The sequence below is a fragment of the Klebsiella sp. C360 genome, assembly GCF_048822415.1.
Taxonomy (GTDB): Bacteria; Pseudomonadota; Gammaproteobacteria; order Enterobacterales; family Enterobacteriaceae; genus Klebsiella; species Klebsiella quasipneumoniae.
The window spans coordinates 1-24,456 of the sequence record NZ_JBMEZZ010000014.1 but is presented as its reverse complement, the minus strand read 5'-3'; the positions used below and the strand labels follow the sequence as shown (position 1 = coordinate 24,456).

At 58.2% G+C, this 24,456-nt stretch carries 20 protein-coding genes and 1 riboswitch; of the genes, 12 read left to right on the top strand and 8 right to left on the bottom strand.

Annotated features, from left to right (window positions below; all coding sequences use genetic code 11):
* Position 1 precedes the first annotated feature (1 nt).
* Positions 2–2,434, top strand: a complete 2,433-nt coding sequence (locus ACOI7D_RS24065; protein WP_023291529.1) for a bifunctional aspartate kinase/homoserine dehydrogenase II — start codon at positions 2–4, stop codon at positions 2,432–2,434.
* A 38-nt stretch (positions 2,435–2,472) separates the two neighbouring features.
* On the opposite strand, the gene ACOI7D_RS24060 is transcribed toward ACOI7D_RS24065, so the two are convergent.
* Positions 2,473–2,844, bottom strand: coding sequence for a carboxymuconolactone decarboxylase family protein (locus ACOI7D_RS24060; protein ID WP_023291530.1), 372 nt, complete (start codon positions 2,842–2,844; stop codon positions 2,473–2,475).
* A gap of 91 nt (positions 2,845–2,935) precedes the next feature.
* Between ACOI7D_RS24060 and ACOI7D_RS24055 the strand changes: the two genes are divergently transcribed.
* A complete protein-coding gene (locus ACOI7D_RS24055; RefSeq protein WP_109546769.1) occupies positions 2,936–3,877 on the top strand; it encodes a LysR family transcriptional regulator in 942 nt (313 codons plus the stop codon).
* 194 nt (positions 3,878–4,071) lie between these two features.
* Positions 4,072–4,959 carry a methylenetetrahydrofolate reductase gene (gene metF / locus ACOI7D_RS24050; protein WP_109546767.1) on the top strand — a complete coding sequence of 296 codons (888 nt, stop codon included), beginning with the start codon at positions 4,072–4,074 and terminating at the stop codon, positions 4,957–4,959.
* A 94-nt stretch (positions 4,960–5,053) separates the two neighbouring features.
* Here the strand turns inward: metF and gldA are convergent, their stop codons facing one another.
* The 3 genes from gldA to ACOI7D_RS24035 form a co-directional block, all read right to left on the bottom strand.
* The gene (gene gldA, locus ACOI7D_RS24045; RefSeq protein WP_032454483.1) at positions 5,054–6,157 is read right to left on the bottom strand and encodes a bifunctional L-1,2-propanediol dehydrogenase/glycerol dehydrogenase; all 1,104 of its coding nucleotides are present in this window, start codon (positions 6,155–6,157) and stop codon (positions 5,054–5,056) included.
* Between the two features lie 54 nt (positions 6,158–6,211).
* Positions 6,212–6,874 (bottom strand): fructose-6-phosphate aldolase, encoded by a 663-nt coding sequence (fsa, locus tag ACOI7D_RS24040; RefSeq protein WP_004203684.1) that lies wholly within the window; start codon positions 6,872–6,874, stop codon positions 6,212–6,214.
* A 205-nt stretch (positions 6,875–7,079) separates the two neighbouring features.
* The gene (locus ACOI7D_RS24035; protein WP_224256479.1) at positions 7,080–8,021 is read right to left on the bottom strand and encodes an AraC family transcriptional regulator; all 942 of its coding nucleotides are present in this window, start codon (positions 8,019–8,021) and stop codon (positions 7,080–7,082) included.
* Between the two features lie 69 nt (positions 8,022–8,090).
* On the opposite strand from ACOI7D_RS24035, the gene zinT reads away from it, so the two are divergent.
* A complete protein-coding gene (gene zinT, locus ACOI7D_RS24030) occupies positions 8,091–8,741 on the top strand; it encodes a metal-binding protein ZinT (RefSeq protein WP_023291535.1) in 651 nt (216 codons plus the stop codon).
* 47 nt (positions 8,742–8,788) lie between these two features.
* Here zinT and ppc read toward each other — a convergent pair whose 3' ends face one another.
* The gene (gene ppc, locus ACOI7D_RS24025; RefSeq protein WP_023291536.1) at positions 8,789–11,440 is read right to left on the bottom strand and encodes a phosphoenolpyruvate carboxylase; all 2,652 of its coding nucleotides are present in this window, start codon (positions 11,438–11,440) and stop codon (positions 8,789–8,791) included.
* Between the two features lie 258 nt (positions 11,441–11,698).
* Positions 11,699–12,850, bottom strand: coding sequence for an acetylornithine deacetylase (argE, locus tag ACOI7D_RS24020; RefSeq protein ID WP_023291537.1), 1,152 nt, complete (start codon positions 12,848–12,850; stop codon positions 11,699–11,701).
* 113 nt (positions 12,851–12,963) lie between these two features.
* Between argE and argC the strand changes: the two genes are divergently transcribed.
* The 4 genes from argC to oxyR all read left to right on the top strand — a co-directional run bounded on the left by argC (position 12,964) and on the right by oxyR (position 17,402).
* Positions 12,964–13,968 carry an N-acetyl-gamma-glutamyl-phosphate reductase gene (gene argC / locus ACOI7D_RS24015; protein ID WP_025710967.1) on the top strand — a complete coding sequence of 335 codons (1,005 nt, stop codon included), beginning with the start codon at positions 12,964–12,966 and terminating at the stop codon, positions 13,966–13,968.
* A 6-nt stretch (positions 13,969–13,974) separates the two neighbouring features.
* On the top strand, positions 13,975–14,751 hold the full coding sequence (argB, locus tag ACOI7D_RS24010; protein ID WP_085955164.1) for an acetylglutamate kinase: 777 nt from the start codon (positions 13,975–13,977) through the stop codon (positions 14,749–14,751).
* Positions 14,752–14,851: 100 nt separating this feature from the next.
* Complete coding sequence (gene argH / locus ACOI7D_RS24005; RefSeq protein WP_044520936.1) at positions 14,852–16,225, top strand: argininosuccinate lyase; 1,374 nt, start codon at positions 14,852–14,854, stop codon at positions 16,223–16,225.
* A 259-nt stretch (positions 16,226–16,484) separates the two neighbouring features.
* Positions 16,485–17,402: a DNA-binding transcriptional regulator OxyR gene (gene oxyR / locus ACOI7D_RS24000; RefSeq protein ID WP_002883015.1), complete on the top strand. Its 918-nt coding sequence runs from the start codon at positions 16,485–16,487 to the stop codon at positions 17,400–17,402.
* Here the strand turns inward: oxyR and sthA are convergent.
* A complete protein-coding gene (gene sthA / locus ACOI7D_RS23995) occupies positions 17,385–18,785 on the bottom strand; it encodes a Si-specific NAD(P)(+) transhydrogenase (RefSeq protein WP_002883016.1) in 1,401 nt (466 codons plus the stop codon). The genes oxyR and sthA overlap by 18 nt on opposite strands.
* A gap of 196 nt (positions 18,786–18,981) precedes the next feature.
* Between sthA and fabR the strand changes: the two genes are divergently transcribed.
* Both fabR and ACOI7D_RS23985 read left to right on the top strand, forming a co-directional pair.
* Positions 18,982–19,617, top strand: a complete 636-nt coding sequence (fabR, locus tag ACOI7D_RS23990) for an HTH-type transcriptional repressor FabR (RefSeq protein WP_004151856.1) — start codon at positions 18,982–18,984, stop codon at positions 19,615–19,617.
* A gap of 15 nt (positions 19,618–19,632) precedes the next feature.
* Positions 19,633–19,992 carry a YijD family membrane protein gene (locus ACOI7D_RS23985; RefSeq protein ID WP_004203691.1) on the top strand — a complete coding sequence of 120 codons (360 nt, stop codon included), beginning with the start codon at positions 19,633–19,635 and terminating at the stop codon, positions 19,990–19,992.
* 50 nt (positions 19,993–20,042) lie between these two features.
* On the opposite strand, the gene trmA is transcribed toward ACOI7D_RS23985, so the two are convergent.
* Positions 20,043–21,143 carry a tRNA (uridine(54)-C5)-methyltransferase TrmA gene (gene trmA / locus ACOI7D_RS23980; RefSeq protein WP_004203692.1) on the bottom strand — a complete coding sequence of 367 codons (1,101 nt, stop codon included), beginning with the start codon at positions 21,141–21,143 and terminating at the stop codon, positions 20,043–20,045.
* A gap of 114 nt (positions 21,144–21,257) precedes the next feature.
* Positions 21,258–21,445, top strand: a riboswitch (cobalamin riboswitch).
* A 64-nt stretch (positions 21,446–21,509) separates the two neighbouring features.
* Between trmA and btuB the strand changes: the two genes are divergently transcribed.
* Entirely contained in the window at positions 21,510–23,348 is a 1,839-nt protein-coding gene (gene btuB, locus ACOI7D_RS23975; RefSeq protein WP_109546766.1) for a TonB-dependent vitamin B12 receptor BtuB, read from the top strand.
* A complete protein-coding gene (gene murI, locus ACOI7D_RS23970; protein ID WP_044520945.1) occupies positions 23,293–24,144 on the top strand; it encodes a glutamate racemase in 852 nt (283 codons plus the stop codon). The genes btuB and murI overlap by 56 nt, the downstream gene beginning before the upstream one ends.
* Positions 24,145–24,456: the final 312 nt, after the last annotated feature.

Sequence of the window (24,456 nt, the reverse complement as noted above, 5' to 3'; positions counted from 1 at the left end):
GATGAGTGTGATTGCGCAGGCAGGGGCGAAGGGTCGTCAGCTGCACAAATTTGGTGGGAGTAGTTTAGCGGATGCGAAATGTTACCTGCGCGTCGCGGGGATCATGAAGGAGTATTCGCAGGCGGGGGACATGATGGTCGTCTCCGCCGCTGGCAGCACCACCAACCAGCTGATCAGCTGGCTTAAGCTTAGCCAGAGCGATCGCCTTGCTGCGCATCAGGTTCAGCAGTCGCTTCGCCGCTATCACACCGAGCTGATTGGCGGTCTGGTGGAGCCTGCGGCGGCGGATACGTTGATCGCCGCCTTTATCCACGACCTTGAGCGTCTGGCTGGTCTGCTGGACGGCGGGGTTTCCGAAGCGGTCTATGCGGAAGTGGTCGGCCATGGGGAAGTATGGTCCGCGCGCCTGATGGCGGCGGTTCTCAACCAGCTGGGAATGGAAGCCGCCTGGCTGGACGCGCGCGCGTTCCTGCGCGCGGAACGCGCCGCGCAGCCGCAGGTGGATGAAGGATTATCCTATCCACTGCTGCAGCAGCTGATGGCGCAGCATCCTAACAAGCGTCTGGTGGTGACCGGCTTTATCTCCCGCAACCAGGCCGGTGAAACCGTCCTGCTGGGCCGTAACGGGTCTGACTACTCTGCCACCCAGATCGGCGCGCTGGCGGGCGCTTCCCGCGTCACTATCTGGAGCGACGTCGCCGGGGTATACAGCGCGGATCCGCGCAAGGTGAAAGACGCCTGTCTGCTGCCGCTGCTGCGTCTGGACGAAGCCAGCGAGCTGGCGCGTCTGGCCGCGCCGGTGCTCCATGCCCGCACGCTACAGCCGGTTTCCGCCAGCGATATCGATCTGCAGTTACGCTGCAGCTATACGCCGGAACAGGGTTCCACGCGCATTGAGCGCGTGCTGGCCTCCGGTACTGGCGCCCGGATTGTCACCAGCCATGACGATGTCTGCCTGGTGGAGTTCCAGGTGCCGGCCGGTCACGATTTCAAACTGGCGCATAAAGAGCTGGACGCCCTGCTCAAACGCGCCCAGCTGCGCCCGTTAGCCGTTGGCGTCCATGCCGACCGCAAACTGCTGCAGTTCTGCTATACCTCCGAGGTGGCCGACAGCGCGCTGAAGCTGCTCGATGAGGCAGGTCTGCCGGGCGAGCTGCGTCTGCGTCAGAAGCTGGCGCTGGTGGCGATGGTGGGCGCGGGCGTCACCCGTAACCCACTGCACTGCCACCGTTTCTGGCAGCAGCTGAAAGGGCAGCCGGTGGAGTTCACCTGGCAGTCGGAAGAGGGGATCAGCCTGGTGGCCGTCCTGCGCGCCGGGCCGACGGAAAGCCTGATCCAGGGGCTGCACCAGTCCTTATTTCGTGCCGAAAAGCGTATCGGCCTGATGCTGTTCGGCAAAGGGAACATCGGTTCCCGCTGGCTGGAGCTGTTCGCCCGTGAACAAACCACGCTCTCGGCGCGCACCGGCTTTGAGTTTGTGCTCGCCGGCGTGGTCGACAGTAAACGCAGTCTGCTGAACTACGACGGGCTGGACGCCAGCCGGGCGCTGGCTTTCTTCAACGATGAAGCGGTGGAGCAGGATGAAGAGTCGCTGTTCCTGTGGATGCGCGCGCACCCGTATGATGATTTAGTGGTGCTGGACGTCACCGCCAGCGAGCAGCTGGCCGACCAGTATCTTGATTTCGCCAGCCATGGCTTCCACGTGATCAGCGCCAACAAGCTGGCGGGGGCCAGCAGTAGCGATAAGTATCGCCAGATCCACGACGCGTTTGAGAAGACAGGGCGCCACTGGCTGTATAACGCCACCGTGGGCGCCGGCTTGCCGGTGAACCATACGGTGCGCGACCTGATCGACAGCGGCGATACCATCCTCGGCCTGAGCGGTATCTTCTCGGGAACGCTCTCCTGGCTGTTCCTGCAGTTTGATGGCACCGTGCCGTTCACCGACCTGGTGGATCAGGCGTGGCAGCAGGGTCTGACCGAGCCGGATCCCCGCGTCGATCTGTCCGGTAAAGATGTGATGCGCAAGCTGGTGATCCTCGCGCGGGAAGCGGGTTACGACATCGAGCCGGATCAGGTGCGCGTGGAATCACTGGTCCCGGCGCACTGTGAAGAGGGTTCGGTCGATCACTTCTTTGAGAATGGCGAAGAGTTGAACGAGCAGATGCTGCAGCGCCTGGAGGCGGCCCGCGAGATGGGGCTGGTGCTCCGCTACGTGGCGCGTTTTGATGCCAACGGCAAAGCACGCGTCGGCGTGGAGGCGGTACGCGAAGAGCACCCGCTGGCGGCGCTGCTGCCGTGCGATAACGTGTTCGCTATCGAAAGCCGCTGGTATCGCGATAATCCGCTGGTGATCCGCGGGCCCGGCGCCGGGCGCGATGTGACCGCCGGGGCGATCCAGTCGGATATTAACCGTCTGGCGCAGCTGCTGTAGTCCTGGGAAAAAGACCAGGCGCGGCCTGGTCTTTTTTGTTAGTGCGCCGCAAAAACTGCTTTAGCGGCAAACAGGCCGTTTAGCGCCGCCGGGAAGCCGGCGTAGACCGCCATCTGCATGATCACTTCCGTAATTTCCTCTTGCGTCAGACCGACATTTAATCCCGCGGCAATATGCACTTTCAGCTGCGGCTCGGCGTTACCCAGCGCGGTGAGCGCGGCGATGGTGGCGATTTCCCGGCTACGCAAATCAAGCCCTGGCCGGGCGTAAATATCGCCGAAGGGGAACTCAATCAGATAGCGGGCGAAGTCGGGGGCAATATCCCGCAGGCTGTTAACGACGGCCTCCCCGCCGCTACCGTCCACGCGCTGAAGCATTTCCTGACCGGTGGTATAACGTTCGCTGGACATCGTTTTTTCCTCTCTGTGATGATGCGTTGAGAGGAAGGGTAGGGAAGTTTACCGGACTTGAGTAATACCCTTTTCGTGATACCTTTTCAGTATGACAACTTCGCGATTACATTCTCTCGATATCCGCCTGCTGCGTGCCTTTGCCGTGGTGGCGGAGGAAAATAACATCAGCCGGGCGGCGCAGCGGTTATTTATCTCGCAGCCGCCGCTGAGTCGCCATATGCGCTATCTGGAAGCGCAGCTGGGGGTGACGCTGTTTCAGCGCCATAGCAAAGGCCTGATCCTTACCGACGCGGGCAGAGAGGTGCTGGCGATCATTCGGCCCATGCTGGCGCTCCAGGAACGCACGCTGGCGGCATTGAGTGAGCTCTCCGTTCACTCGCCGCCGTCTCTGCGTCTGGGCGTGACCACCGCCTTCGAACAAGGCATTTTCGCTGCTGTTGAATCTGCGCTGAGCGAACATACCCGCGGGTTGCATATCACCCGCCACGCCTCACCGGCGCTGGCGCAGCAGGTGCGCAAAGGCAAACTCGATGCGGCGCTGGTCGCGCTGCCGCTCAATACTGAAGGGCTGCACCTGCATCCATTGCCGTATCAGGAGCCGCTCATCGCGGCAGTGCCAGCCTCCTGGCCGGAAGCCGTCATACCAGCGTTAACGCTAAGCGAGCTCAATCATCGGCCGCTGTTCTGGTTTAAACGCGAGCGTAACCCCGATTTCTTTGACTACACGCGGCGCATTTTCGACCGGGCTGGCTATACCCCCGCTTATGTGGAAGAGCCTGCCGAACATGATGTGCTGCTGGCGCGAATCGCGCGTGGGGAAGGCATGATCCTCCTGCCGGCGTCCTTTTCCGCCATCCAGCGTCAGGGGGTAGTGTTCTGTCCTGTCGCTGAAGGCGACAGCATGCCGTTAAGCCTTGGGGTGATCTATGCGCCTCACCAGGCAGGAGCCGTGCGGCAATGGCTCTCACTGCTGGATGATCACCTGACGGCTCGCTCGTCCCATGCTGAACATCGTCCTACCCCATGTTGACCGCAGAGCGGGCTCTATCGGCTGGCAAAGCGCCGGTAGATGAAGTTTTTTCATGTAGGCAGCCTTTTCCTCACTCTTTACGCAGATTTTTCTATTGACGCCCGGGCGCTTTTCCGTCATTTTTACATCTGGACGTCTAAACGTATAGAAGTTCGCAATACAACAGCCATTACATGCGATTGATGAGGTAAGGTATGAGCTTTTTTCACGCCAATCAGCGGGAAGCCCTGAATCAGAGCCTGGCGGAAGTCCAGGGCCAGATTAATGTGTCCTTTGAATTCTTTCCGCCGCGCACCAGTGAAATGGAGCAAACCCTGTGGAAATCCATCGATCGCCTGAGCAGTCTGAAACCGAAGTTTGTCTCGGTGACCTATGGCGCGAACTCCGGCGAGCGCGATCGCACCCATAGCATCATCAAAGGTATTAAAGAGCGAACCGGTCTGGAAGCGGCGCCGCACCTGACCTGTATCGATGCTACTCGCGATGAGCTGCGCACTATCGCCCAGGATTACTGGAACAACGGCATCCGCCATATCGTCGCTCTGCGCGGCGACCTGCCGCCGGGCAGCGGTAAACCGGAGATGTACGCCGCCGATCTGGTCACTCTGCTGAAAGAGGTGGGAGATTTTGATATCTCCGTCGCCGCGTATCCGGAAGTGCATCCGGAAGCGAAAAGCGCGCAGGCGGATTTGCTCAATCTGAAACGCAAAGTCGAGGCAGGCGCCAACCGCGCGATCACCCAGTTCTTCTTCGATGTGGAAAGCTACCTGCGTTTTCGCGATCGCTGTGTCTCGGCGGGCATCGACGTGGAAATTATTCCGGGTATCCTGCCGGTTTCCAACTTTAAACAGGCGAAAAAGTTTGCGGATATGACCAACGTTCGTATCCCGGTGTGGATGTCGAAAATGTTCGAAGGGCTGGATAATGACACCGAAACCCGTCAGCTGGTGGGGGCGAATATCGCCATGGACATGGTGAAGATCTTAAGTCGGGAAGGGGTAAAAGATTTCCACTTCTACACCCTTAACCGCGCCGAAATGAGCTACGCCATCTGTCATACGCTGGGCGTGCGTCCTGCCTGAGTGCTTGTCGTTTCCGCCGTCAGTGGGCGACGCGTCCGGCTGATAAACATAAAAAAACACCCGGCTGACGCCGGGTGTTTTGTTTTGCTCTGGATTATTCCCATTCCTGCAGGAAGCGCTGGCCATATTGGTCGGCGACCAGCAGCGCGGCGTAGACCTGGTCGGCGTCGACGCCGCCCGGCATATTGTGGATGGTTTCGCCTTCAGCGCAGGCGGCTTCCGCTACCAGGCGCATTTTGGTCGGGATGTCGCCTTTGATATCCAGCTGCGCCAGCGTGATCGGCAGCCCAACGCTGTGACACAGTGCGGCGACAGTCTCGATCTCTTCCACCGGCGCGTTTTCCAGCACCAACTGCGTCAGGGTGCCGAACGCCACTTTTTCACCGTGATAATAGTGGTGTGCGTCAGGGATGGCCGTCATGCCGTTATGAATCGCGTGGGCTGCCGCCAGGCCACCGCTTTCAAAACCGACGCCGCTCAGATAGGTGTTGGCTTCCACCACCCGCTCCAGCGCCGGAGTGACCACGTGCTGTTCGGCGGCCAGCATCGCTTTTTCACCCTCTTCGAGTAAGGTGTTGTAGCACAGCTCGGCCAGCGCCAGCGCCGCCTGGGTGCATTTCCCGCCCGCCATGGTGGTGGCGCCGCTGCGTGAGCAGGCGCGGGCTTCGAACCAGGTGGCCAGCGCATCGCCAATCCCGGCGGCCAGCAGGCGAGCCGGCGCGCCGGCAACGATCTGCGTATCGACAATGACCATGTTAGGGTTGTGCGGCAGCATCAGATAGCTGTCGAACTCGCCTTCGTCGGTGTAAATCACCGACAGCGCGCTGCACGGCGCATCGGTGGAGGCGATGGTGGGGGCGATCGCCACCGGCACCTTCATAAAATGGGCCAGCGCTTTCGCGGTATCCAGGGTTTTACCACCGCCGATCCCCAGCACGGCGGTGCATTTCGCACTGCCGGCGATATCGCGCAGGCGATTGATTTCATTATGCGAACATTCACCGCCGAACGGCGCGATTTCCGCCGCCAGGCCGGCGTCAGCCAGGCTTTTGCGTAGCATCTCTTCCGCGAATCCCAGCACGAATTTATCGCCAACGACCAGCCAGCGTTCGGCCAGCGGTTTCAGGTAGTCGCCAAGGCGCTTGATGGCGCCTGCGCCCTGGATGTATTTGCCTGGTGATTGAATAATGCGATCCATTTCGATTCCTCCTCGATGACCGTGATGCCGCCCGCAGGCGGCGCGCGGGTCCGGTTACAGGTTCAGCGTGCCAAAGGCGTTATTCCAGTCCTGTTCAAACTTCTCTATGGCTGACTCTACCGCAGGGGTGCCGAGCATTTGTTGCGCTACATCTAGTGGAAGGGTGATTGCTTCGCAGCCAGCCAGCAGGCAATCCAGCGCCTGACGGGGCGTTTTGAAGCTTGCCGCCAGCACTTTGCTTTCGGGCGCATGCATTTCCAGCAGGGATTGCAGTTCCTGCACCATGCGGATGCCGTCCCCGCCCTGAGCGTCGACGCGGTTAACGTAAGGCGCGACGTACTTTGCGCCGGCCAGCGCGGCCAGCAGACCCTGTGAAGCGCTGTAGACGGCGGTGCCAAGGGTCGGGATGCCTTCTTTCTTCAGCAGCTTGATAGCGGCGAGGCCTTCGGCGGTGACCGGGATTTTGACCACGATGCCCGGCACGGCGTTGCTAAGGCGTTTGGCTTCTGCCACCATGCCCTGCGCATCGCGGCTCATGGTCTGCGCGAACAGAATTCCTTCCGGGCCAACGGCTTTTTGCAGGCGCGGCAGTACATCCCAGACCGGGGTTTTACCGGCGGCGATAATGCTCGGGTTGGTGGTCACCCCGGCCAGCGGGTAGATGCGGGCCAGGCGTTCCACTTCGGCGACGTTGGCGGTATCCAGATAGAGTTCCATAGCGTTTTCCTCAATGCTTAATTCGGTGCTGTCGTTGAGGTAAGCATACGGCTTTCGTTCGAAGGATCGCCAGATGACAAATTTGCCAAAAACTGGATAAATGTACGCATCGCGATTAAGGATGATTTAGATCACATTTATCGACGCTGGCTGGGATGGCAGGAAACTATAGCGCGCACAAAAGTCAGGTTTAACACACAAAAATCTAGTTCTTTGCCGCGGACGATTTTTCCGTCAGCTGGCTATGGTACTGGCGGCGGTATTCAGACGGCGAGCGTTCTGTGGTTTTGCGGAACAGGCGGCAGAAGTAGTTGCTGTCGGCGAAGCCGCAGGCGTGGGCGATGTCTTTCACTTTCATATCGTGGCCCTTCAGCAGCATACGGGCCTGTTCGAGACGAATGTGGTTTAGATATTCATTGAAGCCCATTGGCCCACATTTCTGGAACAGATGGGAAAGATAGTTGGGAGAGAGATAGAACGCCTGGGCGACCGATTCCCGGCTCAGCGGCTCCGCGTAATGGACCTCGATGTACTGACGGATTGCCTCGAACAGCGCCTGGCTGCGCGAGGAAGTTTGCGCCTGGCTGCCGAGAAGATCATGGCAGTGGCTGAGCAGGCTGATGACGATGCTGCGGGCGGTTTGCTGCTCCTGCGGCTGCATCCGGATCTCGTTGAGCGCCTGCAGCAGGAAGGAACCGACGCGCGGCCCGCGACGCAGCGCCTGTAGCTTTTCAACAACGGCGATCGTCTTGCCATTCCAGCGCTGCAGCGAGCACTCCAGCTGCTGCTTAGCGAACAGGATGCTTAACAGCAGGCAGGGCGCCTGCCACTGTGGGCAGTTCCAGCTATCGCCAGGAATATAGAGTACGTCATGGGCCTCCAGGAGCGGGGCGTTATCGCCGAGCGCCTGGTCGCGCAGCTGCCCATCGAGGAGGATATTCAGACGGGGAAAATCAACCTGCACCACCGGTTCAGCAGGCGAGCGCGTCTCGCCGGCGAAATAAACCCGTCCGAGGCTGGTCTGCTTTTTTAGCAATGCATCAATAAGTTGATTGATATCGTTGTCCATCATTGTTCCGCCCCGCGCATCACCCTTTTCATCATACCGGACATTATTCCAGCGGTAAAAGCGCCAGCCTGTCGCTATTGCTTCTCAGTCACGATATGTTATATCGTAACAATTTGTCGCCATTGATAGCAAACTCAGGAGAGAGTAATGACCAGAAAGATCCCCCTGCTGGCCTTGGGACTCGGCATGGCGCTAGCCAGCGCCCAGGCGTTCGCCCACGGCAACCATAGCCATGGGCCGGCGCTAACCGAAGTGGAGCGTCAGGCCAGCGAAGGCATTTTTGCGGATAAAGATGTGCAGGACCGCGCGCTGAGCGACTGGGAGGGCGTCTGGCAGTCGGTGAACCCGTATCTGCTCAACGGCGATCTCGATCCGGTGCTGGAGCAGAAGGCGAAAAAGCCCGGCGGCAAGAGCGTGGAGGAGTATCGCGCCTATTATAAGAAGGGCTACGCCACCGATGTGGAACAGATTGGCATTGAAGATGACGTGATTGAGTTCCACATTGGCGAGACCGTCAACAGCTGCAAATACCGCTATTCAGGCTACAAAATCCTGCATTACGCCTCCGGTAAGAAGGGCGTACGTTATCTGTTCGAGTGCCAGCAGGGCGATGCCAGCGCGCCAAAATATGTCCAGTTCAGCGACCACATCATTGGCCCGCGTAAATCGCAGCATTTCCATATTTTCATGGGCAATGAATCACAGGAAGCGTTGCTGAAAGAGATGGATAACTGGCCGACCTATTATCCATATGCGCTGCATAAAGAGCAGATCGTTGATGAGATGCTGCACCACTAGAACGGGTGAAAAATCCCCCGGCCGGGCGGCCGGGGGAAAGACAGCGATTAGCCGGTGTTACGCATACCGGCGGCGACGCCGGCGATGGTGACCATCAGCGCTTGTTCAACGCGCGGATCCGGGTCTTTGCCCTCTTCTTCAGCCTGGCGCGAACGGTGCAGCAGTTCCGCCTGCAAGACGTTCAGCGGGTCGGTATAAATATTACGCAGCTGGATAGACTCGGCGATCCACGGCAGGTCAGCCATCAGATGAGAGTCGTTGGCGATGGCCAGCACGACGTTGATATCGGCAGCCAGCAGCTTGCGCAGCTCGGTACCCAGCGCCCACAGCTCCGGTTTCACCAGGCGCTGATCGTAGTACTCCGCCAGCCACAGGTCGGCCTTCGAGTAAACCATCTCCAGCATGCCGAGGCGGGTGGAGAAGAACGGCCAGTCGCGACACATCGCTTCCAGTTCACTCTGTTTTCCGCCTTCAACCACCTTCTGCAGCGCAGCGCCAGCGCCCAGCCAGGCTGGAAGCATCAGGCGGTTCTGGGTCCAGGCGAAGATCCACGGAATGGCGCGTAGCGACTCGACGCCGCCGGTCGGACGACGTTTTGCCGGACGCGAACCCAGCGGCAGTTTGCCCAGCTCCTGCTCCGGAGTGGCGGAGCGGAAATAAGGCACGAAATCTTTGTTTTCACGCACGTAGCCGCGATACATCTTGCACGACACGTCGGACAGCTCGGCCATGATGTCGCGCCACTGCGGTTTTGGTTCCGGCGGCGGCAGCAGGTTGGCTTCGAGGATCGCGCTGGTATAGAGCGACAGGCTGCTGATGGTGACTTCCGGCAGGCCGTACTTAAAGCGGATCATCTCACCCTGCTCGGTAACGCGCAGGCCGCCCTTCAGGCTTCCCGGCGGCTGTGAGAGGAGCGCGGCGTGGGCCGGCGCGCCGCCGCGGCCAATGGAGCCGCCGCGACCGTGGAACAGCGTCAGTTCGATCCCGGCTTTCTCACAGGTTTTGATCAACGCGTCCTGCGCCTGGTACTGCGCCCAGGAGGCGGCCATCACGCCTGCGTCTTTCGCGGAATCAGAGTAGCCGATCATGACCATCTGTTTGCCCTGGATAAAGCCGCGGTACCAGTCGATATTCAGCAGCTGGGTCATGACGTCGTTGGCGTTGTTCAGGTCATCCAGCGTTTCGAACAGCGGGGCCACCGGCAGGGCAAAGCCAATCCCGGCCTCCTTCAGCAGCAGATGAACCGCCAGCACGTCGGACGGCGTTTTGGCCATCGAGATCACGTAGGCGGCGATCGATCCGCGCGGCGCCTCGGCGATCACTCTACAGGTATCGAGAACTTCGCGGGTCTCTTCGCTTGGCTCCCACTGGCGCGGCAGCAGCGGACGTTTGGAATTCAGTTCGCGGATCAGGAAAGCCTGTTTGTCGGCTTCTGACCAGCTTTCGTAATCGCCGATCCCGAGGTAACGGGTCATTTCGCCCAGCGCTTCGGTGTGGCGGGTGCTTTCCTGACGGATATCAATACGCACCAGCGGTACGCCGAAAGACTTCACGCGGCGCAGGGTGTCGAGCAGCTCGCCGTTGGCGATAATGCCCATGCCGCAGGCCTGCAGCGATTTATAACAGGCGTATAGCGGCTCCCACAGCTGCTCGTTCTGAGTGATCAGTCCCGCCGGTTTCGGCAGCTTCTGACCTTTCAGACGCGCTTCCAGCCAGGCCTGGGTTTCCATCAGCTGAGTGCGCAGTTTTTTCATCAGGTAACGGTACGGTTCCTGAGCGCCCTCAGCGCCGGCCAGGGCGCGCAATTCGTCAGTACACTCCACCATCGACAGCTCGGAGATCAGCACCTGCACATCTTTGAGGAACAGATCGGTCGCTTTCCAGCGGCTGAGCAGCAGCACGTGGCGGGTGATATCGGCAGTCACGTTCGGGTTGCCGTCGCGGTCGCCGCCCATCCACGAAGTGAAACGCACCGGGACAAAGTCCACCGGCAGCTGATAGCCGAGGTTGGCTTCCAGCTGTTCGTTCAGCTCGCGCAGGTAGTTAGGGACCCCTTCCCACAGGCTGTTTTCCACCACCGCGAAGCCCCATTTGGCTTCATCGACCGGGGAAGGGCGGTGCTTACGAATTTCATCGGTATGCCAGGACTGGGCGATCAGCTGGCGCAGGCGGCGCATCAGCTGGTGGTGCTCGTAGTCCGCGATATCTTTGTTATCCAGCTGCTTGAGGCAGTTGTTCACTTCCACCATTTTATGGATCAGCGTCCGGCGGGTGATCTCGGTCGGGTGGGCGGTTAACACCAGCTCCAGGGACAGAGATTCCACCGCTTTTTTGATGGTGTCTTCGTTGAGATTGGGTTGGTCTTTGAGCTTTCTCAGGGTGCGCGCAATGACTTCCGGATTGCTGGCCGCTTCGCCATTCGGCGAAATGCTGTGGTACTGCTCAGCGGTGTTGGCCAGATTCAGGAACTGGCTGAAGGCACGGGCCACCGGCAGCAGTTCGTCGTTAGACAAATTCTGCAGCGTGGTCAGCAGCTCCTGGCGGTTAGCTTCGTTGCCGGCGCGTGAAGATTTGGACAACTTACGGATAGTTTCGACACGATCAAGAATATTTTCTCCCAATGCATCCTTGATGGTATCGCCCAGCACCTTGCCGAGCATACTGACATTACTACGCAATGCGGAATATTGTTCGTTCATGTTACCCCAGACACCCCATCTCATTTTATTTTGTTATATCCGCTGCGCTGGAACGTGAGCAACGGATAAGCAACCCGTCTTTTATAAAGCCACGTAAATACCCCCACGTCAATTACTGCGAAATCGCTTCAGCAAACGAGTAAATACCCGTAATTTGCGAAATTTAACTCAGGGGGCGCTGGATAAGCATCGCTTATGGAAATGTGACGATCGTCACCGTTCCGCCCCGGGAGAGCGGGGCGGAAAAAGAGGGCGATTTTAGTGCCAGCAGAAGTGGTGAACCACCTGGCTAATCAGCTCCCGCGTCGGCTTGATAAAGCGCGTCTCCAGAAACTCGTCAGGCTGATGGGCCTGATTGATTGAGCCCGGGCCGAGAACCAGCGTTGGGCACAGCGTCTGGATAAACGGCGCTTCGGTACAGTAGTTCACCACGTCGGTCTGGGCGCCAAGCAGTTTCTCAACCACCTGCACCAGCTTATGGTCCGGCGGGCACTCGTAGCCGGGGATCGGCGGATGCAGCTCCGAGACCGTCAGGCGGCCCGGCCAGCGTTCGCTGACCGGGGCCAGCGCCTCGTCCAGCAGACCATTGAGGTCGTTGAGGGTCATCCCCGGCAACGGGCGGATGTCCATATGCAGTTCACAGCAAGCGCAGATACGGTTTGAGGCATCGCCGCCATGGATGGCGCCGAGGTTGAGGGTCGGGTAAGGGACCGTGAACGCCTCGAAGTGGTAGCGCTCTTTTAGCAAATCGCGCAGCTGCATAATCCGACCGATGGCGTCGTGCATCAGCTCGATCGCGTTGACCCCGCGCGCCGGATCGCTGGAGTGGCCGGACTGGCCCTGAATACGGATCGCGTTGGACATATGTCCTTTATGGGCGCGGATCGGCTGCAGGGAGGTGGGCTCGCCGATGATGGCGCAGTCGGGGCGCAGCCGGGTGGTTTCGGCAAAATAGCGCGCGCCGGCCATGCTGGTCTCTTCGTCGGCGGTGGCCAGAATATACAGCGGTTTTTTCAGCGTGGTGACGTCGACATCGCGCAGGGCGTCGAGAATAAAGGCGAAGAAGCCTTTCATATCGGCCGTGCCGAGGCCGTAGAGCTTGTTATCGTGTTCGGTAAGGGTGAACGGATCGCGCGTCCAGCGGCCGTCATCGAACGGCACGGTATCGGTATGCCCGGCGAGCAGCAGGCCGCCGGCGCCGTGTCCGGTGCTGGCCAGCAGGTTGAATTTATGGCGCGTATCCGGCACCGGCTGTACCTCGACATTAAAGCCGAGATCGCGGAACCAGCCGGCCAGCAAATTGATTAAAGACTCATTGCTCTGATCGAGAGCCTCTTCGGTCGCGCTGATGGACGGTGTGGCGATCAACGCGCGGTAAATCTCGATAAAGGGCGGTAAATTGTTTTTCATTGTTGACACACCTTGGGTCGTGATAGTATCAATATTCATGCATTTATTGTGAATAAAAATACAATATCGTTGAGCGTAAGAAAACCCATCGAATGTAAGGAGATGCGCTTCCAATGTTAAATACGCTGATTGTGGGTGCCAGTGGTTATGCCGGCGCAGAGCTGGTGACCTATATCAATCGTCATCCGCATATGAACATAACCGCTTTGACGGTCTCCGCGCAAAGCAATGATGCGGGAAAATTAATTTCCGACCTGCATCCGCAGCTCAAAGGCATTGTCGATATGCCGCTGCAGCCGATGTCCGATATCAGCGAATTCAGCGCTGGCGTGGACGTGGTGTTTCTCGCCACCGCGCACGAAGTGAGTCACGATCTGGCGCCGCAGTTCCTTGCCGCCGGCTGCGTGGTGTTCGATCTCTCCGGTGCCTTCCGCGTTAACGATGGGGCGTTCTACGAAAAATATTATGGTTTCACTCATCAGCATCCCGACCTGCTCAAACAGGCGGTGTATGGTCTGGCGGAGTGGAGCGCGGATGCGCTTAAAGAAGCGCAGTTAATCGCGGTGCCTGGCTGCTACCCGACGGCGGCGCAGCTGTCGCTGAAGCCGCTGATTGATGCCAGTCTGCTGGATCTCAACCAGTGGCCAGTGATCAACGCCACCAGCGGGGTGAGCGGCGCGGGACGCAAAGCCGCGATCGGCAACAGCTTCTGTGAAGTCAGCCTGCAGCCATACGGCATCTTTAACCATCGTCATCAGCCGGAGATTGCCAGCCACCTCGGAGCGAAGGTGATTTTTACCCCGCATCTGGGTAATTTTAAGCGCGGCATTCTGGAAACCATTACCTGCCGCCTGAAGCCGGGCGTTGGCCATGCGCAGATCGCGGCGGTTTACCAGCAGGCTTACGCCGATAAACCGCTGGTACGTTTATATGATAAAGGCGTGCCCGCATTGAAAAGCGTCGAAGGTCTGCCATTCTGTGATATCGGTTTTGCCGTGCAGGACGACCATCTTATCGTCGTCGCGGCAGAAGATAACCTGCTGAAAGGCGCCGCAGCGCAGGCGGTGCAGTGCGCGAATATTCGTTTCGGCTTCGCTGAGACGCAGTCTCTTATTTAAGGTGTGATGATGAACCCATTAATTATCAAACTCGGCGGCGTATTACTCGATAGCGAAGAAGCGCTGGAGCGTCTGTTTACCGCGCTGGTCAATTACCGTGAAGCGCACCAGCGTCCGCTGATTATCGTCCATGGCGGCGGCTGCGTGGTGGATGAGCTGATGAAGCAGCTCAACCTGCCGGTGCAGAAGAAAAATGGTCTGCGGGTGACGCCGGCTGAGCAAATCGACATCATCACCGGCGCGCTGGCGGGTACCGCCAACAAGACGCTGCTGGCGTGGGCGAAAAAGCACGGTCTGGCCTCTGTCGGCCTGTTCCTCGGCGATGGCGATAGCGTGAAGGTGACACAGCTGGATGCTGAGCTGGGCCATGTCGGGCTGGCGCAGCCGGGCTCTCCGACGCTGATCAACACCCTGCTGGCGGGCGGTTACCTGCCGGTGGTGAGCTCTATCGGCGTGACCGACGAGGGCCAGCTGATGAACGTCAATGCTGACCAGGCGGCGACGGCGCTGGCGGCTACCCTGGGGGCGGATCTGATCCTGCTGTCTGACGTCAGCGGTATCCTCGACGGTAAAGGGCAGCGTATTGCCGAGATGACCGCCGAGAAAGCGGAGCAGCTGATCGAGCAGGGGATTATCACTGACGGCATGATTGTCAAAGTGAATGCGGCCCTCGACGCGGCGCGTGCTCTGGGCCGTCCGGTGGATATCGCCTCCTGGCGTCACGCCGAGCAGCTGCCGGCGTTGTTTAACGGCACGCCTATCGGCACACGTATTCTGGCTTAAGATTTCATGCCCGGCGGCGCGTTGTCTGCCGGGCTTACAAGACCGTAGGCCGGGGAGGCACAACGCCACCGGCGGAACTAACGAATAAAGGAAGCATGTTATGGCACTTTGGGGCGGGCGTTTTACACAGGCAGCAGATCAACGGTTCAAACAGTTCAACGACTCGTTGCGCTTCGACTATCGTCTGGCGGAGCAGGATATCGTTGGCTCTGTCGCCTGGTCGAAAGCGCTGGTAACGGTTGGCGTACTGAGTGCCGATGAACAACAGCAGCTGGAAGAAGCGCTGAACGTGCTACTGGAAGAGGTGCGGGCCAATCCGCAGCAAATCCTCGCCAGCGATGCTGAAGATATTCACAGCTGGGTGGAAGGCAAACTGATCGACAAAGTGGGCCAGTTGGGCAAGAAACTGCATACCGGCCGCAGCCGTAACGACCAGGTCGCTACCGATCTTAAACTGTGGTGCAAAGATACCGTTGTCGAACTGCTGTCGGCGAACCGCCAGCTGCAGAGCGCGCTGGTGGAGACGGCCCAGCAGAACCAGGACGCGGTGATGCCGGGGTACACCCACCTGCAGCGCGCCCAACCGGTGACGTTCGCGCACTGGTGTCTGGCCTATGTCGAAATGCTTGCGCGCGATGAAAGCCGCCTGCAGGACGCGCTGAAGCGCCTCGACGTTAGCCCGCTGGGCTGCGGCGCGCTGGCGGGAACGGCGTATGAAATCGACCGCGAGCAGCTGGCCGGCTGGCTGGGCTTTGCCTCCGCCACCCGCAACAGCCTCGACAGCGTGTCCGACCGCGACCATGTTCTGGAGCTGCTTTCCGATGCCTCTATCGGCATGGTCCATCTGTCGCGCTTTGCGGAAGATCTGATTTTCTTTAACTCTGGCGAAGCGAATTTCGTCGAGCTTTCCGACCGCGTAACCTCAGGCTCCTCGCTGATGCCGCAGAAGAAAAACCCGGACGCCCTGGAGCTTATCCGTGGCAAATGCGGCCGCGTGCAGGGCGCGCTGACCGGCATGATGATGACCCTGAAAGGGCTGCCGCTGGCCTACAACAAAGATATGCAGGAAGATAAAGAGGGACTTTTCGACGCTCTGGATACCTGGCTCGACTGCCTGCATATGGCGACCCTGGTGCTGGATGGCATCCAGGTGAAACGTCCGCGCTGTGCGGAAGCGGCGCAGCAGGGCTATGCCAACGCCACTGAGCTGGCGGATTATCTGGTGGCGAAAGGCGTACCGTTCCGCGAGGCGCACCATATTGTCGGTGAAGCGGTGGTGGAAGCCATTGCGCAAGGGAAACCGCTGGAAGCGCTGGCCCTGGCCGACCTGCAGAAATTCAGCCCGGTGATTGCGGACGATGTTTATCCGATTCTGTCGCTGCAGTCCTGCCTTGATAAACGCGCGGCAAAAGGCGGCGTCTCGCCGCAGCAGGTGGCGCAGGCTATCGACGAGGCGAAGGCCCGTCTGAGCTAATCCACAGATATCTGCCTTCCCTGACCCGGCCGAGCCCAGCGACGCCGGGTTTTTTATGCAAAAAAAAAGCGGACGCAAGGTCCGCAAAAGTTCACGTTGGCTTTAGTTGTTCGGGTAGAGAAACAGTGTGACGGGTCAGTGGTTTTCACAGGTTCACCGTCTTTATGGGCGTATTATTGAACAGAAAACTTGATAGGGATAATCGTTCGTTGCTATGCTATCTATCGCCATGGACTATCGTGGCGATGGAGGATGAATAATGAATATTCGCGATCTTGAATACCTGGTAGCGCTCGCCGAACACCGCCACTTCCGGCGGGCGGCTGACTCATGCCATGTGAGCCAACCGACGCTCAGCGGACAGATCCGCAAGCTGGAGGATGAGCTTGGCGTCATGCTGCTGGAGCGCACCAGCCGTAAGGTTCTGTTTACCCAGGCGGGGCTGTTGCTGGTGGATCAGGCGCGTACCGTGTTACGCGAAGTAAAAGTGCTCAAGGAGATGGCAAGCCAACAAGGGGAAACCATGTCCGGGCCGCTGCATATCGGCTTGATCCCGACAATTGGCCCGTACCTGCTACCGCACATCATTCCGATGCTGCATCAGACCTTCCCGAAGCTGGAAATGTATCTGCACGAAGCGCAGACCCATCAGCTGCTGGCTCAGCTCGACAGCGGTAAGCTCGACTGCGCCATCCTGGCGCTGGTCAAAGAGAGCGAGGCCTTTATCGAGGTGCCGCTGTTCGATGAGCCGATGATGCTGGCTATCTATGAAGATCATCCGTGGGCAAACCGCGACCGGGTGCCGATGTCGGATCTGGCCGGTGAAAAGCTGCTGATGCTGGAGGATGGCCACTGCCTGCGCGATCAGGCGATGGGCTTCTGCTTTGAAGCGGGGGCGGATGAGGATACCCACTTCCGCGCGACCAGCCTGGAAACGCTGCGCAATATGGTGGCGGCAGGCAGCGGTATTACCCTGCTGCCTGCGCTGGCAGTGCCGCAGGAAAGAAAACGCGATGGCGTGGTCTACCTGCCGTGCATTAAGCCAGAGCCAAGACGCACCATCGGTCTGGTTTACCGTCCGGGCTCACCGCTGCGCAGCCGCTATGAACATCTGGCGGAGGCCATCCGCGGCACGATGGATGGCCATTTCGACAAGGCGTTAAAACAGGCGGTTTAAGCCGTTCAGCGCGGCAACCCGGTACGCTTCCGCCATGGTCGGGTAGTTAAAGGTGGTGTTGACGAAGTACTCAATGGTGTTACCACCACCTTTCTGCTCCATGATCGCCTGGCCGATGTGAATGATTTCGGCTGCGCGTTCGCCAAAGCAGTGAATGCCGAGGATCTCCTTGGTCTCCCGGTGGAACAGGATCTTCAGGGTTCCCACGCTCATGCCAACGATTTGCGCCCGTGCCAGGTGTTTAAACTGAGCGCGACCCACCTCATACGGCACTTTCATCGCCGTCAGCTGCTGCTCGGTTTTCCCGACGGAGCTGATTTCCGGAATGGTGTAGATCCCGGTCGGGATATCTTCAATCAGATGCGCTGAGGCTTCGCCTTTCACCAGCGCCTGGGCGGCAATGCGTCCTTGATCGTACGCCGCGGAGGCGAGGCTCGGATAGCCGATGACATCCCCAACCGCATAGATGTGCGGAAGGGCGGTCTGGTACATGCTGTTGACCTTCAGCTGGCCGCGACTGTCGGTCTGCAGACCGATGTTTTCCAGCGCCAGAGTGTCGGTATTGCCGGTGCGGCCGTTGGCGTACAGCAGGCAGTCCGCTTTGAGCTTTTTGCCGGATTTCAGATGCATGATGACGCCGTCATCAACGCCTTCAATCTTTTCGTACTCTTCGTTGTGACGAATCACCACGCCGCTGTTCCAGAAGTGATAGGAGAGCGAATCAGACATCTCCTGATCGAGAAACGCCAGCAGACGATCGCGGGTGTTGATCAGATCGACCTTCACCTCCATGCCGCGGAAGATCGACGCATATTCACAACCGATTACCCCGGCGCCGTAAATGATCACATGGCGCGGCTCATGCTGCAGGCTGAGAATCGAATCGCTGTCATAGATGCGCGGGTGGTGGAAATCGACATCCGCCGGATGATAGGGGCGAGATCCGCAGGCGATAACGAATTTCTCCGCGGTCACCGTCTCGACCGTGCCGTCATGGCACTCCAGCGCCAGAGTATGCTCATCAACGAAGTGGGCATTGCCCTGCAGAATTTCACAGTGGTTGCGCTCATAGAATCCCTGGCGCATATGAGTCTGCTGGTTGATGACGCTGTCGGCATGGTTAAGGATGTCGGCGAAAGAAGAGCGAAGAAGGCGGGAGTGGTCGCTGTAGAGGGGGTTTTGGTTAAACTCGATAATACGGCTGACGGCATGGCGGAGGGCTTTCGACGGGATGGTGCCCCAGTGGGTGCAACCGCCGCCGACATTATGGTAGCGCTCGATGACGGCAACGCGTGCTCCCTGTTTCACCAGTCCCATGGCGGCGCCTTCGCCGCCAGGACCGGAACCAATCACTATTGCATCATAATCCCAAGAGTGTGACATGGCATTACTCACCTGTTTTATACATAAAATAAACACGATGATAACATTCGCTGCGCTTTAACCCAATTATCGTTGTGCTTTTTTGCGGCATAAAAGCAGAAACGGCTCGTAAACAATCATTCACAATCCAGGGCAAACCGATTAGTTTTAATCTCTGGTATAGTGCCAGCAGGGCTATTGGAAGGATTCATACATCGTGATGGGCGTAAGAGCACAACAAAAAGAAAAAACCCGCCGTTCGCTGGTGGAAGCGGCATTCAGCCAACTTAGCGCTGAGCGGAGTTTCGCCAGCCTGAGCTTGCGTGAAGTGGCGCGGGAAGCAGGGATCGCGCCGACGTCCTTCTATCGTCATTTTCGCGATGTCGATGAGTTAGGCCTGACGATGGTCGATGAGAGCGGACTGATGCTGCGCCAGCTGATGCGCCAGGCGCGCCAGCGGATTGCCAAAGGCGGCAGCGTGATCCGCACCTCGGTCTCGACCTTTATGGAGTTTATCGGTAACAACCCGAACGCTTTCCGCCTGCTGCTGCGCGAGCGCTCGGGAACGTCTGCGGCGTTTCGCGCCGCCGTCGCACGCGAAATCCAGCATTTTATTGCGGAACTCGCCGACTATTTAGAACTCGAAAACCATATGCCGCGCGCCTTTACCGAAGCGCAGGCTGAAGCTATGGTCACCATCGTTTTTAGCGCTGGCGCGGAAGCGCTGGATGTCGGCCCTGAACAGCGCCGACAGCTGGAAGAACGGTTGGTACTGCAGCTCAGAATGATCTCTAAAGGCGCGTATTACTGGTATCGCCGTGAACAAGAAAAAATGTCACATCATTCCGAATAACGTGAAGGACGAGCAATGAAACACTCAGTTCAAGATAAAGGTACGCTGCTGCTGGCGCTGATTGCCGGGTTATCTATTAATGGCGCCTTTGCGGCGCTGTTCAGTTCGATAGTTCCGTTTTCCGTCTTCCCCATCTTATCACTGCTGCTGACGGTCTACTGTCTGCATCAGCGCTATCAGAATCGCAGTATGCCTGTCGGGCTACCGGGCCTGGCCGCCGCCTTTTTTATTCTCGGGGTGCTGTTGTACAGCACCGTCGTGCGTGCGGAGTACCCGGATATCGGCTCTAACTTCTTCCCGGCCGTTCTGTCCGTCGCGATGGTCTTCTGGATTGGCTACAAGATGCGTAACCGCAAAAATACCGCAGCCGAATAAGCCGCCAGTGATAAAAAACCGGCAATATGACGTTGCCGGTTTTTTTTGGCCTATTTCCGGGTCAGCAGAACGCCGCACTCCATGTGATGGGTATACGGGAACTGGTCGAACAGCGCCAGCCGGGTAACGTTGTGCGTCTGGCTTAGCGTTTCCAGATTACGGCACAGCGTTTCCGGGTTGCACGAAATGTACAGTATGCGCGGATAGGCCTGCACCATTTTCTCCGTTTCACTGTCCAGCCCGCTACGCGGCGGATCGACGAAAATAGTCTCGCACTGATAGCTTTGCAGATCGATACCCTGCAGCCGGTTGAACTCACGCACGCCGTTCATCGCCTGAGTAAACTCTTCAGCCGCCATGCGGATAATCTGCACGTTGTCGATATGGTTGGCGGCGATGTTGTACTGCGCCGCCGCCACCGACGGTTTGGCGATTTCAGTGGCCAGTACGCGATCGAAATTACGCGCCAGCGCCAGCGAGAAGTTACCGTTGCCGCAGTACAATTCCAGCAGGTCGCCGGTCGCCCCTTTGGTGACATCCAGCGCCCACTCCAGCATCTGAATGTTCATTGCCGCGTTCGGTTGGGTAAAGCTGTTTTCCACCTGACGGTAGATCATCTCCCGACCGCCAACCGGCAGGCGTTCATCTATATAATCCTGATCGAGCTCGATTTTAGTTTTAGTCGCCCGACCAATCAGATGCACATTGAGCCCCTGGGCTCGCAGGGCGTCACGCAGCGCCTCCGCTTGCTCACGCCAGGCATCATCGAGCTTTTTATGATACAGCAGCGAGACGACCGCCTGGTTGCTGAGGGTGGTCAGATAGTCAATCTGAAACAGCTTATGGCGCAGCACGGGATTGTTGCGCACGCCCTCCAGCATGGCGGTCATCAGCTGATTGATGAGCGCGCTGGCGGCCGGGAAGCTGTCAACGCGAATCCGCGACCGGGTCTGCTGATCGAAAATAATATGGTACAGGTCGTCGCCATCGTGCCACAGACGGAACTCGGCGCGCATACGGTAGTGGCTGACCGGCGAACGAAACACTTCCGGAACCGGCGCGGCAAAAGGCGCCATCATGGTTTGCAAACGGACGACTTTTTCTGCCAGCTGCGCTTCGTATTGTTCGGTAGGAAGGTGTTCGGGGGTCATGATGTATCCTGAATAAAATAAGTACGCGGGGATTGTAGGGAAAGCGCCGGGGATGTCCAGCCTCGAATGCCGCGGGAAATATAATTAGCAGTCTGGACATCTATATGTTTCTGATTGTAGCATTCGCCTACCGGTCCTGTGAGTTAAAAGGGAACCCAGTGGAAATCTGGGGCTGACGCGCAGCGGTAAGGAAGGTGAGAAATGAGCGCACTCGGTGCAGACACTGCGGTTAGCCGTGGGAAGTCATTATTTCTTGAAACAGCCTCCAAGCCCGAAGACCTGCCGGAATACGTCGCACTGGGTTTTATCGTCGCGAGCAACTGATAAAACCTGCGGCATCCTTTTTCTGTTTCGGATGCTTTTACAATGATTAAAAAAGCTTCGCTGATGACGGCCTTATCCGTCACGGCATTTTCCGGCTGGGCGCAGGACAGCAATTCAGACACGTTGGTGGTGACAGCAAACCGTTTTCAACAGCCGGTCAATACCGTGCTGGCGCCGACCGATATAGTGACGCGCGATGACATCGACCGCTGGCAGTCCAAAGATTTAAACGATGTCATGCGTCGTCTTCCCGGCGTCGATATTGCCCGCAACGGCGGCATGGGGCAGAGCGCTTCGCTGTATGTTCGGGGGACGGAGGCTCGCCACGTGCTGGTGCTGATCGACGGTGTGCCGATGGCGCGTCCGGGGATCTCCAACGGCGTGGATATCAGTCAGATCCCTATCTCTCTGGTCCAGCGGGTGGAATACATCCGCGGCCCGCGCTCCGCGGTGTACGGCTCCGGGGCGATCGGCGGGGTGGTGAACATCATCACCATGACCGATGCTGAGCGTTCGCAGATCAACGCCGGCGCGGGAACGAACGGCTATCAGTCCTACGATGGCGCCTTTAACAAGCGGTTTGGCGATACGCTGGTTACCGCTGCCGGCGCCTATCAGACCACCAAAGGGTTTAACGTCCAGCCGAACTCCTCTTATAGCGGCGACAGCGATCGCGACGGCTACCGCAATAAAATGCTATGGGGCGGGGTACAGCATCAGTTCGATGACAACTTCTCGGGGTTCTTCCGCGGCTATGGTTATTCCGCCAATGCTGACTATGACCAGGGTAACTGGGGCTACGCAGGTGGAAACGATGAAGATCAGTCCTATACCCAATCCTGGGACACCGGTCTGCACTACCATTCCGGAATTTACTCCTCCCAGCTGATTGCGAACTATCAGCGTATTAAAGATTACAACTACAGCAGCGACGCTGGCCGCTATGCCGCGGGCACCACCCTGGATGATATGGAACAACGCTATATCCAATGGGGAAATAATGTTGTGGTGGGCCATGGCGCAGTGAGCGGTGGCGTAGACTGGAAACAGGAGAAGCTGAAATCCAGCGGAACGACCAGCACCGACGTGTATAAGCGCGATACCACCGGTCTTTATCTGACGGGCCAGCAGCAGATTGACAGCGTGACGCTGGAAGCTTCCGGCCGTGAGGATCATGACGAGCAGTTTGGCTGGCACGGTACCTGGCAGACGGCGGCAGGCTGGGAATTTATCGAGGGTTATCGGACAACGCTCTCGTACGGTACAGGATTCCTCGCCCCCTCCCTCGGACAGCAGTACGGCGCAGAACGTTTTGGCATCGCCTCTAACCCGAACCTGAAGCCAGAGGAGTCGAAGCAGTGGGAAGCGGGCCTCGAAGGGTTGACGGGGCCGGTCGACTGGCGTCTCTCCGCGTATCGCTATGAGATTCAAAACCTCATCGATTACGACAACAACGCCTATTACAACGTCAAGTCTGCGACGATCAAGGGGCTGGAGTGGACGGGGAATGTCACCACAGGGCCGGTGGAGCACCATCTGACGCTGCAGTATGTTGACCCTCGCGATGATGAAACTAACAAGATCCTCTATCGCCGGGCGAAGCAGCAGGTGAAATACGAGCTGAACGGCCAGGTCTACGATCTGGGGTGGGATGTGACGTATCACTACATCGGCAAACGCTACGATAATGACTACGACAATGGGCGCGATGTCAAAATGGGCGGTCTGAGCCTCTGGGATATCGGTTTATCGTATCCCGTCACCTCACACCTGACAGTTCGTGGTAAAATAGCCAACCTGTTCGATAAAGATTACGAGACAGTTTATGGCTACCAATCTGCAGGACGGGAATACACCTTGTCTGGCAGCTACACCTTCTGATCCACGTCCCACCGTGCTGGTGTTTGATTCCGGCGTCGGTGGGTTGTCGGTTTATAATGAGATTCGGCAGCTGCTGCCGAATCTGCATTACATCTATGCTTTCGATAACGTTGCCTTCCCCTATGGCGAGAAGAGCGAGGCGTTTATCGTTGAGCGCGTTGTGGAAATCGTCACCGCTGTCCAGCAGCGTTATCCCCTGGCGCTGGCGGTGATCGCCTGCAATACCGCCAGTACCGTCTCTCTGCCTGCTCTGCGTGAAAAGTTCGCCTTCCCCGTTGTCGGCGTGGTGCCGGCGATCAAGCCCGCCGCCCGCTTAACGGCGAACGGCATTGTCGGCCTGCTGGCGACGCGCGGCACCGTAAAGCGTCCTTATACCCGTGAGCTGATCGACCGCTTTGCCAATGAATGTCGGATTGAAATGCTGGGGTCGGCGGAGCTGGTGGAGCTGGCGGAAGCGAAGCTGCACGGCGAGCCTGTGCCGTTAGAAGAACTGCGCCGTATCCTGCGCCCGTGGCTGCGGATGCAGGAGCCGCCGGATACGGTGGTGCTGGGCTGCACCCACTTTCCTCTTTTACAGGAGGAGCTGCAGCGCGTTCTGCCCGAGGGCACGCGGCTGATCGATTCCGGCGCGGCGATTGCCCGTCGCACCGCCTGGCTGTTAGAGCATGAAGCGCCGGATGCGAAGTCCAGCGACGAGAATAAAGCATTCTGCATGGCGTTGACGGCAGAAACGGAACAACTTTTACCCGTTTTGCATCGCTATGGCTTCTCGACGCTGGAAAAATTACCGCTTTAACGGCGTTTTGCACAAAAAAGAGACGGTTGAATAATTTTTTGAAAACAGGGCTTGTCAACGTCTCAGAACTCCCTATAATGCGCCTCCACTGACACGGAACAACGGCAAGCAAGCCGCCGGGTCAGCAGGGTTTCGGCGATGAAGTTCAGCGCTGAAAACCGACAGAGAAAAGCAAAATAAGGGCTTGACTCTGAATGAGGAAAACGTATTATACGGGACCTCGCGACAGAGCGCTAAGGCGCGTCGCAAATGCTCTTTAACAATTTATCAGACAATCTGTGTGGGCACTCAAAGTGACATGGATTCTTAACG